13 protein-coding genes are annotated in these 16,728 nt (G+C 72.2%); 6 read left to right on the forward strand and 7 right to left on the reverse strand.

The genetic code is table 11. The features are described 5' to 3' along the window. Nucleotides 1–2: 2 nt before the first annotated feature. The 6 genes from KSK32_RS11805 to KSK32_RS11830 form a co-directional block, all read right to left on the reverse strand. Entirely contained in the window at nt 3–413 is a 411-nt protein-coding gene (locus KSK32_RS11805; protein WP_216936023.1) for a molybdenum cofactor biosynthesis protein MoaE, read from the reverse strand. 50 nt (nt 414–463) lie between these two features. Further along, complete coding sequence (locus tag KSK32_RS11810; RefSeq protein ID WP_216931248.1) at nt 464–1,723, reverse strand: molybdopterin molybdotransferase MoeA; 1,260 nt, start codon at nt 1,721–1,723, stop codon at nt 464–466. Between the two features lie 37 nt (nt 1,724–1,760). Then, nucleotides 1,761–2,231, reverse strand: a complete 471-nt coding sequence (locus KSK32_RS11815) for a molybdenum cofactor biosynthesis protein B (protein ID WP_216931250.1) — start codon at nt 2,229–2,231, stop codon at nt 1,761–1,763. After that, nucleotides 2,228–2,719 carry a cyclic pyranopterin monophosphate synthase MoaC gene (moaC, locus tag KSK32_RS11820; protein WP_013289345.1) on the reverse strand — a complete coding sequence of 164 codons (492 nt, stop codon included), beginning with the start codon at nt 2,717–2,719 and terminating at the stop codon, nt 2,228–2,230. The genes KSK32_RS11815 and moaC overlap by 4 nt, the downstream gene beginning before the upstream one ends. A 238-nt stretch (nt 2,720–2,957) precedes the next feature. Further along, the gene (locus KSK32_RS11825; protein ID WP_216931251.1) at nt 2,958–5,963 is read right to left on the reverse strand and encodes a tetratricopeptide repeat protein; all 3,006 of its coding nucleotides are present in this window, start codon (nt 5,961–5,963) and stop codon (nt 2,958–2,960) included. Nucleotides 5,964–6,118: 155 nt separating this feature from the next. Continuing rightward, on the reverse strand, nt 6,119–6,901 hold the full coding sequence (locus tag KSK32_RS11830) for a transposase family protein (RefSeq protein ID WP_216930649.1): 783 nt from the start codon (nt 6,899–6,901) through the stop codon (nt 6,119–6,121). A 562-nt stretch (nt 6,902–7,463) separates the two neighbouring features. On the opposite strand from KSK32_RS11830, the gene KSK32_RS11835 reads away from it, so the two are divergent. From KSK32_RS11835 to KSK32_RS11855, 5 genes are all read left to right on the forward strand, one after another. Next, nucleotides 7,464–9,992, forward strand: coding sequence for a putative bifunctional diguanylate cyclase/phosphodiesterase (locus KSK32_RS11835; protein WP_374226706.1), 2,529 nt, complete (start codon nt 7,464–7,466; stop codon nt 9,990–9,992). Nucleotides 9,993–10,032: 40 nt separating this feature from the next. After that, nucleotides 10,033–11,376: a glycosyltransferase 87 family protein gene (locus KSK32_RS11840; protein WP_216931253.1), complete on the forward strand. Its 1,344-nt coding sequence runs from the start codon at nt 10,033–10,035 to the stop codon at nt 11,374–11,376. After that, nucleotides 11,373–12,005, forward strand: coding sequence for a phosphoribosyltransferase (locus tag KSK32_RS11845; RefSeq protein ID WP_216931255.1), 633 nt, complete (start codon nt 11,373–11,375; stop codon nt 12,003–12,005). Before KSK32_RS11840 ends, KSK32_RS11845 begins: the two co-directional genes overlap by 4 nt. Nucleotides 12,006–12,028: 23 nt before the next feature. Beyond that, nucleotides 12,029–12,424, forward strand: a complete 396-nt coding sequence (locus KSK32_RS11850; RefSeq protein ID WP_216931257.1) for a zf-TFIIB domain-containing protein — start codon at nt 12,029–12,031, stop codon at nt 12,422–12,424. 94 nt (nt 12,425–12,518) lie between these two features. Continuing rightward, nucleotides 12,519–13,199 (forward strand): maleylpyruvate isomerase N-terminal domain-containing protein, encoded by a 681-nt coding sequence (locus KSK32_RS11855; protein WP_216931258.1) that lies wholly within the window; start codon nt 12,519–12,521, stop codon nt 13,197–13,199. A gap of 6 nt (nt 13,200–13,205) precedes the next feature. On the opposite strand, the gene dnaB is transcribed toward KSK32_RS11855, so the two are convergent. After that, nucleotides 13,206–14,606, reverse strand: coding sequence for a replicative DNA helicase (dnaB, locus tag KSK32_RS11860; protein ID WP_216931260.1), 1,401 nt, complete (start codon nt 14,604–14,606; stop codon nt 13,206–13,208). A gap of 397 nt (nt 14,607–15,003) precedes the next feature. On the opposite strand from dnaB, the gene KSK32_RS11865 reads away from it, so the two are divergent. Continuing rightward, a complete protein-coding gene (locus KSK32_RS11865) occupies nt 15,004–16,686 on the forward strand; it encodes a hypothetical protein (RefSeq protein ID WP_216931262.1) in 1,683 nt (560 codons plus the stop codon). The last annotated feature ends 42 nt before the right edge of the window (nt 16,687–16,728 follow it).

Raw genomic sequence — 16,728 nt, forward strand, 5'->3', positions numbered from 1 at the left:
CTCTAGGGGCAGTTCACCCACTCCTCGGTGCCGTCGTCGAAGACCTGGCGCTTCCAGATCGGCAGCCGCGCCTTCACCTCGTCGACCAGCCGTGCGCAGGCGGCGAACGCGGCCGCCCGGTGCGCCGTGCTGACGGCCGCCACCAGGGCGACGTCCCCGATCTCCAGCGGGCCGATCCGGTGCGACACCGCCACCGCGTACACCTGCGGGTCGGCCGCCACCTCGGCCGCCACCTCGCGCAGCACCGCCTCGGCGGTGGGGTGGCCCTCGTACTCCAACCGGGTGACCCCCCGCCCGTGGTCGTGGTCGCGGACCACGCCCTGGAAGGACACCACCGCGCCGGCCCGGCGGTCGGCGACCGCCGCCTCGTGCGCGGCCAGGTCGAGCGGCCGGTCGGACACCGCGCCGAGCATCACACCTGATTCCACTGTCACGACGTCTCCCGTCGGCTCGTTCGTCGCGCTCACCCCGAGCGCTCCCCGGAGGTCAGTGGCAGCGGTACGAGCGGCACCCGGTCACCGGCCGCGCCGCTGGTGCCGGGCCGGATCACCGCGAACCCGTCCGCGCCGGCCAGCCCGCGCAGCATCGCCGAGCCGACGTGCCGCACCGGGTACGCGGTGCCGGCGACCCGGTCCCACCGGGCCAGCGCCAGATGGGTGTAGTCGCCGCGGCCGGGAATCGGCTCGGCCAGTGTCACGTGCGGCAGCACCGGCATCTGCCGGCCGGTGAGACCGGCGAGCAGGGGCGCGACGAGCGACACGAGCGCCACCACCGCTGACTGCGGGTTGCCGGGCAGACCGGCCACGAACCGCACCCGCCCGTCGCCGTCCACCAGCCGGGCGAGCAGCATCGGGAAACCCGGGCGCACCGCCACGGTGTTCACCACGTAGTCGGCGCCGAGCGCCTCCAGCGTCGGGTGCAGGTGGTCGACCGGGCCGTGCATGGTGCCGCCGGTCGTGCAGACCAGATCCGCGTTGGCGAGCGCGCCCCGCAGCGCCGCCACGTGCGCGGGCAGCGTGTCGGCGACCGGGCCGACCACGTCGGCGGCACGCACCTGGCAGCCGTAGCGGCGCAGCCAGGCCGGCACCGACGGACCGAGCGCGTCACGGACCCGCCCGGCGCCGGGCGGACCGGAGGTGAGCAGTTCGTCGCCGAAGACCAGCAGCGCGGCCCGGGGTGGGCGGCGGACCCGCAGCGTGTCGTGCCCGCAGGAGGCCGCCAGGCCGATCACCGCCGGGTCCACCGGCGTGCCCGCGGGCAGCAACTCCTCCCCGAGGGACGCCTCCTCGCCCGGCTCCCGCCACTCCGGCGCCGGGCGGGGCGAGCCGGACACCAGGCCGTCCGCCGTACGCGCCGACTCCTCGATCCGCAGGATCGCCGTCGTGCCCTCGGGAACCATCGCGCCGGTGGCGATCTCCACGGTGCTGCCGTCAGCCTCCAGCGGAGGCGCGGTCTGCCCGGCGAGCACCCGCCCGACCACCCGCCACGGCCCCGCGCCGCGCACCGCCCAGCCGTCCACGCTGGACGTGGGGAACGCCGGCAGGTCGGTACGCGTGGTCAGCGGCTCGGCGAGGGTGTGCCCGTCGGCCTCGGCCAGCGGACGGGCGACCGCGGGGAGCGCGGCGGACAGGCCCACCGCGTACACCCGGGAGCGGGCCTCCTCCCACCCGGCCGGGGGTGGCGTGGCCGCCTCGGCCGCGGCGGCTCCGGTTTCCGTGCTCATCCGGCGAGCCTAACGCCGGGGCGCGTGCCTCGCGGGTTCAGTGGTCGCCGCCGCGAAGCTGGTCGACGGCGTGCCGCAGGATCGGCCCGAGCACCGCCAGACCGTCCCGGGCACCGCCGCGCGAGCCGGGCAGGTTGACCACGAGCGTCCGGCCGGTCACCCCGGCCAGACCACGGGACAACGCCGCCGTCGGCACGGTGTCGCGGCTGTGCGCGCGGATCGCCTCGGCGATGCCGGGGATCTCGTAGTCGAGCAGCGCGCGCGTCACGTCGGGCGTGCGATCGGTCGGTGTGATGCCGGTGCCACCGCTGGTCAGCACCACGTCGACGTCGTCGGCACGGGCCGCACGCAGGGCGTCACCGACCGGCTCGCCGTCGGGCACCACCACCGGAGCGTCGACCTCACACCCCAGCTCGCGCAGCCCGGCCACGAGCAGCGGGCCGCTGGTGTCCTCGTACACCCCGGCGGCGGCCCGGTTGGACGCCACGATCACCCGGGCCCGGATCACGGCCGGTCCTCCGGCCGGACCCACTCGCCGGTCTTGCCGCCCTCCTTGCGGAGCACCCGGACGGCGTCCACCGACGCGGCCGGGTCGACCGCCTTCACCATGTCGACCAGGGCGAGGCCGGCGACCGCCACCGCGGTCAGCGCCTCCATCTCCACGCCCGTGCGGTCGGCGGTCTTCGCGGTGGCGGTGATCTCCACCGTGTCGGCGGTGAGGTCGAGGTCGACGGTGACGCCGTGCAGTGCGATCGGGTGGCAGAGCGGGATCAGGTCGGGCGTGCGCTTCGCCCCCATGATGCCGGCGAGCCGGCCGACGGCGAGCGCGTCGCCCTTGGGCAGGCCGTCGCGGCGTAGCAACTCCACCACCTCGGCGGTGGTGCGGAGGCGGCCGGCGGCGACCGCGAGCCGGCCCGAGACCGGCTTGGCGGAGACGTCGACCATCCGGGCCGCACCGGCCGGGTCGACGTGGGTGAGCTGCGCGGGTTCGGTCACGGACCGACCCTATCCGCCGGGTACGACGCCACGGGTGCCCCGGCCGGCGGCGGGGAGGAGCGCCGTGGCGGGTGCCGATGCACCATCGACGCCCCTCCCTCACCTACCCACCGTCGATTCGCTGGGGGGAACTGACGGTGGGGGCTCGTTCGGCCGGGTCCGCTCTGGCGGTGAACCCTCCCCGTGGCCGATGCCGGGGACGCTAACGAACGCCGCGATAAGAAATCGATAAGCCGGTTCAGGCCGGCGTCTCGGCGAGCTGTCGGCGCAGGTCGTGGCGCTCGGGCGCACCCATCCGCTCGAAGATCGCCAACGCGCGCTGCCGATAGCGTCGCGCTTCGGTCGGCTGCTTCTCCGCCAGATGTCCGGCCAGGCCGTCGAGGGCGCGGGCCTGCTCGTACGGGTGGCCGATCCGGGTGGCGATGGCGAGCGCTTCCTCGAAGACGACCACGGCCTCATCGGCCCTCCCCATGGCACCCAGGGTGATGGCCAGCTCATTACGTGCCTGCGCCTGGACATGCCGCTCCCCGGAAGCGGCGGCGGCCTCGATAGCCGCCTCATGGTGCCGCAGCGCATCCTCGGGGCGGCCGAGTTGCCGGTAGGTGCCGGCGAGGTCGCTGAGCGTCTCGGCGCGGGCGAAGCCGTTGCCGGTGCGATCCCGGAGCGCGAGCGAGGCTCGGAGCAGGCGCTCCGCTGCAACGTTCTGCCCCAGGCGGTATCTGACGCCGCCGAGGTGCCCCAGTGCGTTCGACATGTGAAACGGATCCTGCTTGATCCGGGCGGCGAAGAGATGAAGCCGATGTACCGCCATCGACTCGTCGTAACGACCGAGATGGCGAAGTGTGAGGCCGAGGTTCGGCAGAACCGGAAGGATGTCCAGCACATGACTGCGCAGCGTCTCGCGGCTGGCTTCGAGCGACTGGTGGAGTCGCCCCGTCACCCAGTGCACGGCACCGAGATTGAACCGTGCCCGCTGCGTGCCCGGTTCGTCGCCGAGCCCGGTGAGGATCGACACGACTTCGTGCAGGTGCGCGGAGGCTTCCTGGAAGGCGCCGGTGCGTACGCACGCCGAGGCGAGGTAGTTGTGCATGAGGGCCACGGCGTGCCGGTCCCCGCACCGCTGCGCCGCGACGAGGCCCACTCCGTTCGTGGCCGATATGTCGTCGAAGTAGCCGCGGATGTAGAAGAACCGCCAACTGGCGCGAGCCAGCCGCCACGCCATCGATTCATGACCCTCGTCGGCCGCCTGACGGATGAACGCGTCCAGGTTCGGCCGCTGCTCCTCCAGCCAATCCAGGTCGCGGTCGACGCGTCCCGCGAGCAGATCCGGTCGACGCGGTTCCGCGAGCCGTAAGTGCTGCGAGAGTACGCGGCCGTCCTCGATCGACGCCGACGCCCGCACCACCGAGTGCAGCACATGATCCAGCAGGTTCTGGACGGCCGATCGCCTGGCCGTCGACTCGCCCTCCTGACGGGCCAGCTCGGCGGCGTAACGCCGCATCAGGTCGTGCAGACGATAGCGGCCGGCCGAGGTCTCCTGCACGAGGTGACGGTCCACCAGTTCGTCGAGAACGTCGGCCGTGTCCCGCAGAGGGAGATCGATGAGGGCTGCCACCATCGCGGTGTCGAGGTGGTTTCCGGCCACCAGGCCGAATGATCGGAAACCTTTCCTGCACGCCTCGTCGAGCGGCTCGTACGACTCGGCGAACGCCTCCATCAGGCTGCGCGCCTCGGCACGTAGACCGGGAAGGAACATCGACCTGTGGCTCAATCTGTCGACGAGGTCGGAGATCCGCCAGTCGGGGCGGTGCGCGAGCCGGGTGCCGGCCAATCCGACAGCGAGAGGCAGGCAGCCGCAGATGCCGACCAGTTGGCGCGCGGCCTCCGGTTCGGCCTCCACCCGCCCGCCCCCGATGAGGGTGGCGAGCAGCTCGAGCGCCTCGGCCTCGGAGAGGACGGTGAGAGACACCGGCGGTCGTTCGGTGAGCGCCAGCAGACGCCGCCGGCTGGTGACGAGCACCGCGGCCGATCCGGAGACGGGCAGCAGCGGCTCGACCTGCCGGCTGTCGGCGGCGTTGTCGAGCACCACAAGCACGGAACGTGTGGCCAGCTCGCGCCGCCACATCTCCTGCCGGTCGGGCAGTTCCATCGGTATCCGGCCGGCCGGCACACCCAGTTGGCGAAGCAACGTTTCCAGTGCCATCGCCGGACGCATCCGTGTTCGCGCGCTGTGTCCCCGCAGGTCGACGAAGAGTTGCCCGTCGGGGAAGCGCTCGGCCGACCGGGAGGCCACGTGCAGGGCGAGAGTCGTCTTGCCGCAGCCCGCCATGCCGTCGACCACCCGGATCGTCGGACCCTGCCCGGATGCCTCGCGCACTTCGTACAACAATCGATCGACCATTTCCTTCCGGCCGACGAAATCCATCACCGTTCGCGGCAACCAATTGCGCTTATGAGCACCACTCCGCATCGTCTCGACCTCGCGCACCGATTCCGGAATCCGGCGTCGCGCCCGGGTCGCCGCCACACGAAGTCGTTCCATCTCCGCGCTGGGTGGCACCCCGAGCTGATCGGACAACGCCTCGCGAGTGGCGCGGTAGACGGCCAGCGCGCCCCCTGCGTCGCCGCCCTGGATGAGCGCGCGCATCAGGAGACACTGCGCCCGCTCGCGCAGCGGCTGATGCGAGACGTGGTCACGCAGTAACGAGACCGCTGATTCGGGGCGCCCGAGGTTGAGATATGCCTCTGTCAACAGTTCTAGCGCCGCCTGGCGTTCCTGACTCACGGCCTCGCGCTCAACGGTGAGCGCCGGTCCCAGTGCCAGCCCTGCCAGTAGCGGGGCCGCCGCGTCGACCACCTCGACGAGCACCGGGGCGGCCTGCGCCGACCGCCCCTCCCGCATCAGCTCCCGGGCACGGCGCGAGCGAACGCCCAGTCGGTGCAGATCGATCAGATTCTCGTCGATGAGAAGCCGGTAGCCGCCCGGATCACGGACGATCCTCGGTTCGTCGTCTACACCCGAGCCGAGACTCCGCCGCAGATTGGCGGCGTAGGTCCGGACGTTTGCGATCGCCGACCGTGGCGGAGCTTCCGGCCACAGCTCGTCCACCAGTTCGTGCACCGTAACCAGCCGGTTGGCCCGCGTGACGAGTAGCGCGAACACCAACTGCTGCTTGGGCGTTCCAAGCGGAAGGTCCACGGCGCCGAGTCGCGCCGTCAAGCCCCCGAGAACCCGGATTTCCATGCTGCTATTCCAGCCTCAGCGGGCACCCGCCCACCACGAAGCGACAGCGTAATCGATTCGTCACAGAGGTGTTGCCCTGGGCCCAGACGCTGGCCGCCGCCCTCGTCCGACACGGCTGCCGAAGCCACCCGAAGCACGGTTGTAATGAGCCATTTTCATCCTGCGTAGCGGTTCGCTTCGACGTGGTGCAGGGCGAGGATGGCCTGGACGATCGCGGTGGCTCGGCGTGGGCAGCAGCGCAGCTTGACCAGAATTTTCCAGGTCTTGAGCGTGGCGATCGCTCGTTCTCCGCGGGCGCGGATCTTGGCGTTGGCCCGGTTCACGGCCTTTTGCCGGCGTGACAGCTTCGGGCGGAAGCGGCGTCGCTTGAACGGGGTGCGCACGCTGCCACGGGCGCCCTGGTAGCCCTTATCGGCGAAGGTCATCACATCCGCGCGGGTCAGAGCATCGATGATGCCGTGATGGCGGGCGGCGGTCAGGTCGTGTACCGACCCGGGCAGTGCCGGTGATGCCCACACGAGCCGGCCGGCGGCGTCCGCGATGACCTGCACGTTCACGCCGTGGCGTTTGTGCTTGCCGCTGTAGTAGAGCCTCTGATCGGCGACTCGGTCGATCGGGATGAGCGTGCCGTCCAGGATCGCGTACGCCAGCAGCCGGATGCGTCGCATCGCGGTGTCCAGGTCATCGGCTGCCGAGCTGAGCAGGGCGATCGCTTCCTGGACGTAGCGCCAAGCAGTGGCGACGCCGATCTCGAATCCGGCCGCGAGTCGGGTGTAGGTGTCGCCGTTGCGCAGATGGGCGAGAGCGAGCAGCGCCTGCCGGCCGGGTTCGAGACGCCGCCACCGGGATCGGCGCTGCTTACGGTGGCCGCGGATGCGTTCGGCGAGGTGGTTCAGGGTGCGGCTGGACAACGGAATCGTGGCGGGGTAGGACAGCATGGCGAGGCTCCCGGTCGGGGCTTCGAGTCTTGGTCGACAGCTGTCCTACCTGGAGCCTCGCACCCATCGATCACCGGGCCTACCGCAACCGCCCTGAGCTGCAAGATCAGCTTGGAAAAGGCTCAATGTTTCGCCCCCGCGACGACGCTACACACGGACTGACTGGTATCGCGCTATTCGATGCGCTCAGCGACGGCGCGGGTACCTAAAGGAGACGGCTCGCTTCGCTCCGCAAGCAGGCCATGGACAGAACGTCATTTAGCCCGCAATAGTTACTTATATTGCGCATACCGACATTAATTCTTCCAGACCACTCGAATATCCCTTAATCTGCCTCAGTCAGCAAGGCGCGGATACGCGCAAAGAAGGCACAGGGCGCCGGCGGCAATGAGCGGCAGCGGATCGAAGTAACCACTTCATTCCGTAACCATTCCGCCCCGAAGCGATATTCGAGGAGGGCAGCACAATGCGCAGCACCGAATGGGGATGAGTTTCCCGGACCCGGGTGGAGCGGTAGGCTGCCGCTCATCGCATACCGACGGTGAGCGGCGGGTGACTCGGGTTGAGCCGAACCACGGAAAGCCGAACGGCTGTCGACCCACACCTGCGCGGGATCGTCTACACGTTAGTCGCGGGGGCGACGATCGTCGCCCTCACCGCGATCTACTCCGCCCGTACACAACACCCTGACTCCGTACGTGACTTCGTCACCGTCGCAGCCCTCGTCGTGACGGTGACCCTGGCCACCGTCATCAAGACCCGTCTGCGGATCCGCTCCACCACCTTCTACTTCGCCTGGGTCGAGACCGCGATCGTCATCGGCCTCGCCGTGGCTCCACCCTCATGGGTCGTCCTGGCCACCGGGATCGGCGTGGCGGGCGGATCAGTCACCCGCCTGGCCCCCATCAAGGTGGCATTCGCCATCGCGAAGCACACCCTGGTGGCAGGCGGAGCCGCTGTCGCGACCCTGTTGCTGGGAAGCGCCTGGCCGCCCCGGGAGCCACTCGGCATCGTCCTGCTGCTGGGGTTCGTCTACCTGGTGGCCGCCGTCCTCGACGACGTCCTCGCGATCCCGGTCATCGCGCTCGCCTCCCGCACGCCGATCCTCCAGCAGTTCCGCGACGACCTCGACCTGCGGATCGCCGGATTCGGCCTGCGTTTCCTGGTGGCCGCCAGCACCGTACTCATCCTGCGGGTCGACCCCCGCCTGCTGCTCGCCGTGCCACCGCTGGTGCTCAGCCTGCACCTGGCCTACTCCAGCCGGATCCGCACCCGCACCGAGCAGCAGGCGTGGCAGCGCCTGGCCCGCGCCACCGACGCCCTCAACGTGGTCGACCTCGACCAGGTGCTCACCACCGCGGTCACCGGGGCCAGCGAACTCTTCTCCGCCGACGAGGTCGAGATCGAGCTGCGCGACGGCGGACGCACCGTCCGGGGCAACGGCACGGACATCGCGTACGACGGAACAGGCCCCCAGCCCAGCGCCGTCGACGGTCAGGTCATGCCGGTCCCGCTGGAGGGCCACGACCGCACCGACGACGTGGGCGTGTTGCGGCTGCGGTTCGCCGGCCCGGTCGAACTCTCCGAGCGCGAGCAGTACACCCTGCGTACCTTCGCCTCGGCTCTCTGCACCGCGGTCCGCAACGCCCAGGCGTACGCCGAACTCGCCCGCATCGCCGAGGACCACGCCTACGCCGCCACCCACGACGCCCTCACCGGCCTGTCCAACCGGCGGCACCTGCTCGACGAGGGCAGCGCCCAGCTCACCACCCGGCACGCCGACGGCGTCACCGCCCTGGTGCTGATCGACCTCAACCACTTCAAGGAAGTGAACGACACCCTCGGACACGGCGCCGGCGACCGGGTGCTGATCCAGGTCGCCGACCGGCTGCGCGGCGCGGCCCGCCCCGACGACCTGGTCGCCCGGCTCGGCGGCGACGAGTTCGCCGTACTCCTGCGCGGCCTGCCCGCACCGGCCGTCGCCGCCCACCGTGCCGAGGCCCTGCTCGCGGCGCTGCACGACCCGCTCGACCTCGACGGTATGCGGATCAGCGTGGAGGCGAGCGGCGGCATCGCCGTCGCCCCCGCCACCGGCGGCATGGCGGAACTGCTGCGCCGCGCCGACGTGGCCATGTACCAGGCCAAACGCGCCGGCCAACGGGTCGCCACCTACGCGCCGGCCCGCGACACCGCCGACCTGAGCCGGCTCACCCTCGGCGGCGAACTGCCCCGCGCCGTCGCCGACCACGAGTTCACAGTCAACTTCCAGCCCATCGTCGACCTGGGCAGCGGCGAGGTGATCGGCGCCGAGGCCCTGGCCCGCTGGCACCACCCCACCCACGGGCTCATCGACCCGCTGCGCTTCCTCGAAGCGGTGGAACGCTCCGGGCTGCTCCCCGCGTTCGCCGAGGCGATCCTCGACCAGGCGCTCATCGCCGCCGGCGCCTGGCGCGACGCCGGCTTCGACCTGCCCGTCTCGGTGAACGTGTCCCCGCGCAGCCTGCTCGACGCCCGCTTCCCCGGCGCGGTGCTGGCCCGGCTGCGCGCCCACGACCTCCCGCCGGACCGGCTCGTGCTGGAACTGACCGAGACACTCACCCTCAGCCAGCTCGACGTGGTCGACCGCGTCCTCAGCCGCCTGCGGGACTCCGGCGTCCGGCTGGCACTCGACGACTTCGGCACCGGATACTCGTCGCTCTCCCTGCTCTCCCGCATCCCCGTACACGAATTGAAGATCGACCGCAGCTTCGTCGGCGCGATGGAGACCGCGCCCGAAGCCGCCGCCGTGATCCGCTCCACCCTCGACCTCGGCCGCAGCCTCGACCTCACGGTGGTCGCCGAAGGCGTGGAGAGCGAACCGCAACGCCGCGCGCTCTGGGAACTCGGCTGCGCCGCCGGGCAGGGCCACCTGTTCGCCCGGCCACTGCCCGCCGCCGCGCTCCTCGCCGCCCTCCAGCGCGGCCACGGCGGCCGGACCGGCGCGCTCGCACCCGCGCTGCACGACGCCGGCGCCGTCATCCGCCTCCCCGGCCGCCGCACCGGCCGCACCCGCCCGGCACCCCCCGCCGCCACCGACGCCCGGCAACCCTGACCCGGCCGGGGCACACCGCCGGTCTGCCACACTGGCCCGCGTGACCGCCCACGCCGACCCGGCAACCCCCGTATCCCGCCGCTGGTCGGCACTCGACGCCGCCGCCGGCGGACTCGCCCTCGACCTGGGCCTCTACGCCGCCGCCACCGTCTTCGCCGCGATCACCGCCGCCACCTCCACGCTCCCGCCGCACCGCGCCTGGGGCGCCGTCGCCACCATCGGGTACGCGCTCGCCACGCTCGCCGCGACCACCCAGCTGCTCGCCCGCCGCCGCGACCCCGGCACACCCCTGGCCGGCCTGCCCGCACGCTGGACCGTCGCCGGTCTCACCTGGGCCGCCACCGCGCTGCTGCCGATCATCACGCAGAGCATCGAACGCGCCGGCGGACGCACCGACCGCGCCCAGGAGGAGGTGCTCGTGATCGAACACGCCGGCGCCCGCCTCGCCGAACACGGCACCCCCTACCTCGGACCCGACGCCATCGCCGCCCTGCCCCCCGGCGAGCAACTCCTCGGCTACACCCCCTACCAGCCCGGCATGGCACTGTTCGGGCTGCCCCGAGCCGCCGTCGACACCTGGTGGACCGACTCCCGCGTCTGGTTCGCCGTGGTCACCGCACTCACCCTCGTCGCCCTCGTCGCCACGCTGCGCGCAAGCGGCGGCCCGGCCGCACCCCGCCGAGACGCCGCCGTCCTGCGCGCCGTCCAGGCCGCCACCGTCCTGCCCGTCTGCGCGCTCACCCTGGCCACCGGCGGCGACGACCTCCCCGTACTCGCGCTCTGCCTCCTCGCCCTCGCGCTCGCCGCCGCCGGACGACCCGGCCGGGCCGGCCTCGCGGTCGGCGCCGCCGGCGCCCTGAAACTCTTCGCCTGGCCGGTCGCCATCGTGCTGATCTGCTGGGCCGCCACCCGCCGGTCCGCGACCCGCACCGCCCTCGGCGCCATCGGCCTCCCCGTCCTCGCGCTGGTCCCGGTGCTCCTCGTCGACCGCGACGCCCTCGTCGAGAACGTGCTGCGCTTCCCGCTCGGCCACGGCCTCGTCAGCAGCCCCGCCCAGTCACCGTTCCCCGGGCACCTCGTCGCCGAGACACTCCCGGCCGGCCGCGCCGTCGCCGCCGCGCTGCTCGTCGCCGCCGGAGGAGCCATCGCCGTCCGGCTGCTGCGCCGCCCGCCCCGCACCGCCGCCGCCACGGCCCTCATCTGCGGGTACGGGCTGCTCGCCGCGATCCTGCTGATGCCCTCCACCCGCTTCGGGTACCTGCTCTACCCGGCCGCGCTGCTCGTCCTCGCTCCGGCGCTGGCACTCACCCGACCGGGCGACCCGGCGGCATTCCCGGTAACCACCCGGCGCGATCCGGGCGGAAGGCGTACACCTGAGGGATGACCACCTACCGCGACCGGGCCGAGGCGGGACGCGAACTCGCCGAGCGGCTCACCGACCTCGCCGGCCGTCCCGACGTCATCGTGCTCGGCCTGGTCCGCGGCGGCGTACCCGTCGCCCGGGTGGTCGCCGACCGGCTCGGCGCACCACTGGACGTCCTCGTCGTCCGCAAGCTCGGCGTGCCCTGGGCACCCGAGGTCGCGTACGGCGCACTCGGCCCCGGCGGCGTCCAGGTTCTCAACGAGATGGTCGCCGGCCGGATCAGCGAGAACGACCGCGCCCAGGTCCGCCGCCGGGAACAGGCCGAACTGGACCGCCGCGAACAGCGCTACCGCGGTGGCCGGCCACCGCTGGACCTCACCGGCCGCACCGCCGTCATCGTCGACGACGGACTCGCCACCGGCGCCACCGCACGCGCCGCCGTCCAGGTCGCCCGTCACCTCGGCGCCGCCCGCGTCCTGGTCGCCGTCCCGGTCGGCTCCGAGCAGGCGTACGACATGCTCGCCGCCGACGCCGACACGGTCGTGAGCTGCCAGCTTCCGCACGACTTCGCCGCGGTCGGCGCGTACTACGAGGACTTCCACGAGGTCTCCGACGACGAGGTCACGCAGGCGCTGACCGCCACCGCGTGAAAACACCCGGTACCGTCGTTGTCATGCAGATGACCTGTCCCAAGTGCCGCGGAGAAATGCGCCAGTACGAGCGCAGCGGAGTAGTCATCGACCAGTGCGGCGAATGCCGGGGCATCTTCCTCGACCGCGGCGAGCTGGAGAAGCTGTTCGATGCCGAGGCCAACTGGAACCGGCAGCACGGCGGCGCACCGCAGCAGGCCGCGCCGGCCGGTGCCGGCTACCCGCCACCCCCGCCGCCCCCGCCCGCCGCCGCGCCGCACCAGCCCGGCTACGGCACCGTTCCCCCGCCCCCTCCGCCGCCGCCCGGCCACGGCTACGCGCAGCCCGCGTACGGCCACAGCCAGCAGCAGCACTACGGCTACCACGGCCACTACCGCCGCAAGAAGAAGCACGGCTTCCTCGGCGAACTGTTCGACTGACCGTCGACGACGCGCACGCCGGGCCGGTGCACCGCATCGACCCGGCGCGCTCGTCGCCGTGCCGCACCTGCCACACCGTGGCAGGCTGCTCGGCATGAGCCCGATCCGGCAGCACGAGGCGCTGGCCCAGGCGTACGACGGCATCACCGCCGTGGTCACCCCGTTGAACGACGCGGGCCTGCAACGGCCCACCCGGTGCCGCGGCTGGCTCGTCGCCGACCTGCTCTTCCACGTGCTCTGCGACGCCCAGCGCGCACTCGTCGCCCTGGCCAGCCCCGCACCCGGACCGGCCGACGTGGACGACGTCAGCTACTGGCGCGCGTTCACCCCCGGCGACGACGACGCGAGCGCCGGGCACGCCTGGCGGGCACGCCGCTCCGCCGCCGCCTTCGACCGGCCCACCGGCGTGGTCCGCCTCTGGGCCGACACCGCTCCCGCCGCCGTCCGTGCGGCCACCGCAGCCGACCCCGGCGGGTACGTGACCACGCAGGGCCACGTGCTGCGCGTACCTCATCTGCTCGCCACCCTGACCACCGAGGCGGTCATCCATCACCTGGACCTGGTGGTGGATCTGCCGGACGCACCGCGACCGGCGGCGGACCCGACGCGGGTCGCGGTGACCACGATGGACGGCCTGCTCAGCGACGACGCGGTACGGCCGGCCGGCTGGGACGACCACGACTACCTGTTGAAGGCCGCCGGGCGGGTGCCGCTCACCGACCGGGACCGGCTGGAGCTGGGCGAGGCCGCCGGCTGGTTCCCGCTGCTCGGTTGACGCCGCTCAGACGATGGCCATGTCCACAAAGCGCGACAGGTGCAGCTGGGCCGCGACCGTCACCGTGTCAGTCGGGCCATTCCGGTGCTTGGCGATGATGAAGTCCGCCTCGCCCGCTCGCGGCGACTCCTTGTCGTAGTAGTCGTCGCGATGCAAAAGAATGACAACGTCCGCATCTTGCTCAATAGACCCAGATTCCCGCAAGTCGGACAATTGCGGCCGCTTGTCGGTGCGCTGCTCGGGACCACGGTTCAGCTGACTCACCGCGATCACCGGGCATTCGACCTCCTTGGCCAGCAGCTTCAGACCACGGGACAGGTCCGCGACCTCCTGCTGCCGGCTCTCGGTGCGCTTCGGCGAGGTCATCAGCTGGAGATAGTCGACAACGATCAGCTTCAGGTCGTGCTTCTGCTTGAGCCGCCGCGCCTTCGCCCGGATCTCCATGAGGTTCATGCTCGGCGTGTCGTCCACGAAGAGCGGCGCCTCGCTGATCTCACCCATGCAGCGGGCCAGCTTGGTCCAGTCGTCGTCGGAGAGCTGGCCGCTGCGCAGCACATGCAGCGGTACGCGCGCCTCGGCCGAGAGGAGTCGCATGACGATCTCGACCTTGCTCATTTCCAGCGAGAAGATCGCCGACGCTTGATTCGCTCGAATCGCAGCATTCCGGGCAAAATCCATAGATGCCGTTGATTTTCCGAGACCAGGCCTGCCTGCAACAATAATAAGTTGGCCGGCGTGCAGGCCGTTGAGCAGGCGATCGAGGTCGGTGAATCCGGTCGGCACACCCGTCATCACCCCGCCCTGGGCGCCGACCGCCTCGATCTCGTCGAGCGTCGGCTGGAGCATGTCGGCCAGGACGGCGAAGTCCTCGCTGACGCGCTTCTCGGTGATCTCGTAGACGGCCTGCTGGGCGAGGTCGACGATGTCGTCGACGTCACGGCTGCCGCTCGGACCGGTGCCGTAGCCGAGCTGCACGATCCGGGTGCCCGCCTCGACCAGCCGGCGGAGCACTGCTCGTTCACCGACGATGCGGGCGTAGTAGGCGGCGTTCGCGGCGGTGGGCACGCTGGCGATCAGCGTGTGCAGGTAGGGCGCGCCGCCGATCCGGGCGAGGTCGCCGGAGTCGGCGAGCGCGGCCGCCACGGTGATCGGGTCGGCGGGCTCGCCGCGCCCGTAGATGTCCAGGATCGCGTCGAAGATGGTGGCGTGGACCGGGCGGTAGAAGTCGTTGGTCTTCAGGATCTCCACGACGTCCGCGATGGCGTCCTTGGAGAGCAGCATGCCGCCGAGCACGCACTGCTCGGCGGCGACGTCCTGGGGTGGTGTCTTCTCGAACGGCGCATCGCGCGGCGGCGGCTCGGGCGATCCCCCGGTCCGTTCCGCGCGCGTCTCGTCGGTGACCGACACGGGTTCCCCCCTCGCTGCGTCGGATCGAGTCCAGCTGTATCGCCGGGGTATGACAACTCTCCGCCGACCCTCCGGTCGATCGGGGGTCATCGCCCGGCGGTCGGGGGCCAACGATACGGAACCCGAGGTCAGCCGCTCAACAAGGCCGGTGGACGAGCCTCGGGACAACCTGTGGACGCCGGGGGCAGGCATGTGCGCAGGGTGTGCACAGGGGTGTGGAAAAGTGATGGGGAATTCTGGGCTTATCGCCTCTGACCTGGGCTTTTACTATCCCCACCCTGTGGACGGAAGATTTCCGGCCGAGCTTTGTCGTCGTTCGTCCCGTACTATCGCTGCGATACGGCGACACCTGGGACAGCGGGTTTACTTTCGGGTTGAGAGAGGTCACGCTCCGGCCGTGAGACACCGGGACTGGGGAAGCGGGGAGGACAGCCCGCGCGAGCGACGGCCGAGCGGTTCCTGGGACGAGCCCGCCGGGCCGCGCCGGGTCGACTCGTACGCGCCGGAGGGCTACCGCACGGCGAGCCGGCGGCGGGCGATCGAGCGTGGCCAGGACGAGCCGGTGGAGACGTACCTTCCCCGTTGGGCGCTGGAGTCCGGGGTGAGTCGCGCGGACGGCGGCGGGCGGCATGCCGCGCCCGACGACGAGGTGGAGCCGCCGTCCTCAGGCGGTGGCCGGCGGGCGGACGCCGGCGGGCGGGATCTGCGCGCGATCGGTGCGGGTCCGTTGTCGGACCACACCGCCGAGTGGACGATGGACGCCCCGCAGGAGCGGGGGTACGTGGGCAACCGGCGGGCGGACGAGGACGACGAGCCGGTGTCGGGGGCGGCGCCCCGGAGCCGTCCGCGCCGGGCGGCGACGCGCCGGCCGCAGGTGACCTGGTCCGGGCTCACGGAGTCGGCTGGTACGAGCGAAGGGCCGGCTGGTTCGGACGGTGAACGCCCGGCGGGCCGGCGGCGCCGGTCGGCGTCGGGTTCGTCCTGGCCGCCGCCGGCGGAGTCGGACTCCACCTGGTCTCGGTCGGCGGCCCCGGACAACGCGTGGGCCCGTCCGGGGACGGATGCCGAGTGGCCGGCGGCGTCGTCGGACGCGGGCCGGTCGGCGTCGACGGCCGAGTCGGACCCGGCCTGGGGACGGGCGACGGCGTCCGGGGCGGAGCCGCCCTGGTCGCGGGCGGCGCCGTCGGAGTCGGCGCGGTCGCGGCCGGCGGCGGATCCGTGGCAGCGTCGCCGGGGCGCCGAGCGTGAGCCGGTGGAGCCGCCCGCTGTCGAGCCGTGGGACGCGTCGGGCGTGCACGCCTGGGACCGGCCGGTGCCTGCGAGCCGCCGGGAGCGGGCGGAGAGCCGGTGGGACCGTACGGAGCACACGGGTGAGTGGGACCGGTTCACCGACACCGGCTTCCTGAAGCCGGTGCGGGACACCGACGATCGGTACGCGGAGGCCGATCCGTGGGACCGTTCGGCGCCGCCGGTCCGGGAGGGCTGGGCGTCGCCGGCACGGGCCGAGGCGTTCTGGTCGGGTACCCGGCTGTCCGGTGACGACCCCCGGTGGATGGAGACGCCGTCGACGGCTCCGCGGTCGCCTGCGGTGGCCTACTCGGCGCCGCGTCCGCGTACCGCGCCTCGCCGGCGTCCGGTGGAGCCGCCGCCGTCGAGCCTGCGGCGGCGGGTGGAGACGATCGGCGGCGGTTCGTGGGGTCGCCGGCTGGAGGACGACCTGCTGGACCCGGATCCGGGTGGTCCGTTGCGGCCGCTGGTCTACACGGCGGCCTGCTATCTGGTTCCGGCGGTGCTGCTCGTGGTCGGTCTGCTGTTCCTGAGCGGTCAGCCTCCGGCGGGGTGCGTCACCGACATCACCGGCGGTGGTTGTGACTCGCCGCGTGCGCACGCGCTGGATTCGTTGGTGTCGGCGGCGCCGCGGTTCGGGTTGGCGATGGTGAGCAGTCTGGTGGTGGCGGTGCTGCTGCGGCAGGTCGGGACGACGTGGCGGTCGGCGACCGTGGCGCTGGCGGCCGCGGTGGTGGGTGGTGGCCTGTCCACCGTGGTGATCAGCGCGGTGACGGGTAATCCGCTCGGTTGACGGGCGGGGATGCGGAAAGGCCCGCACCGGCGACCGGTGCGG

Source organism: Micromonospora sp. WMMB482, from assembly GCF_019038635.1.
In the GTDB taxonomy this organism is placed as follows: Bacteria; Actinomycetota; Actinomycetes; order Mycobacteriales; family Micromonosporaceae; genus Micromonospora; species Micromonospora marina.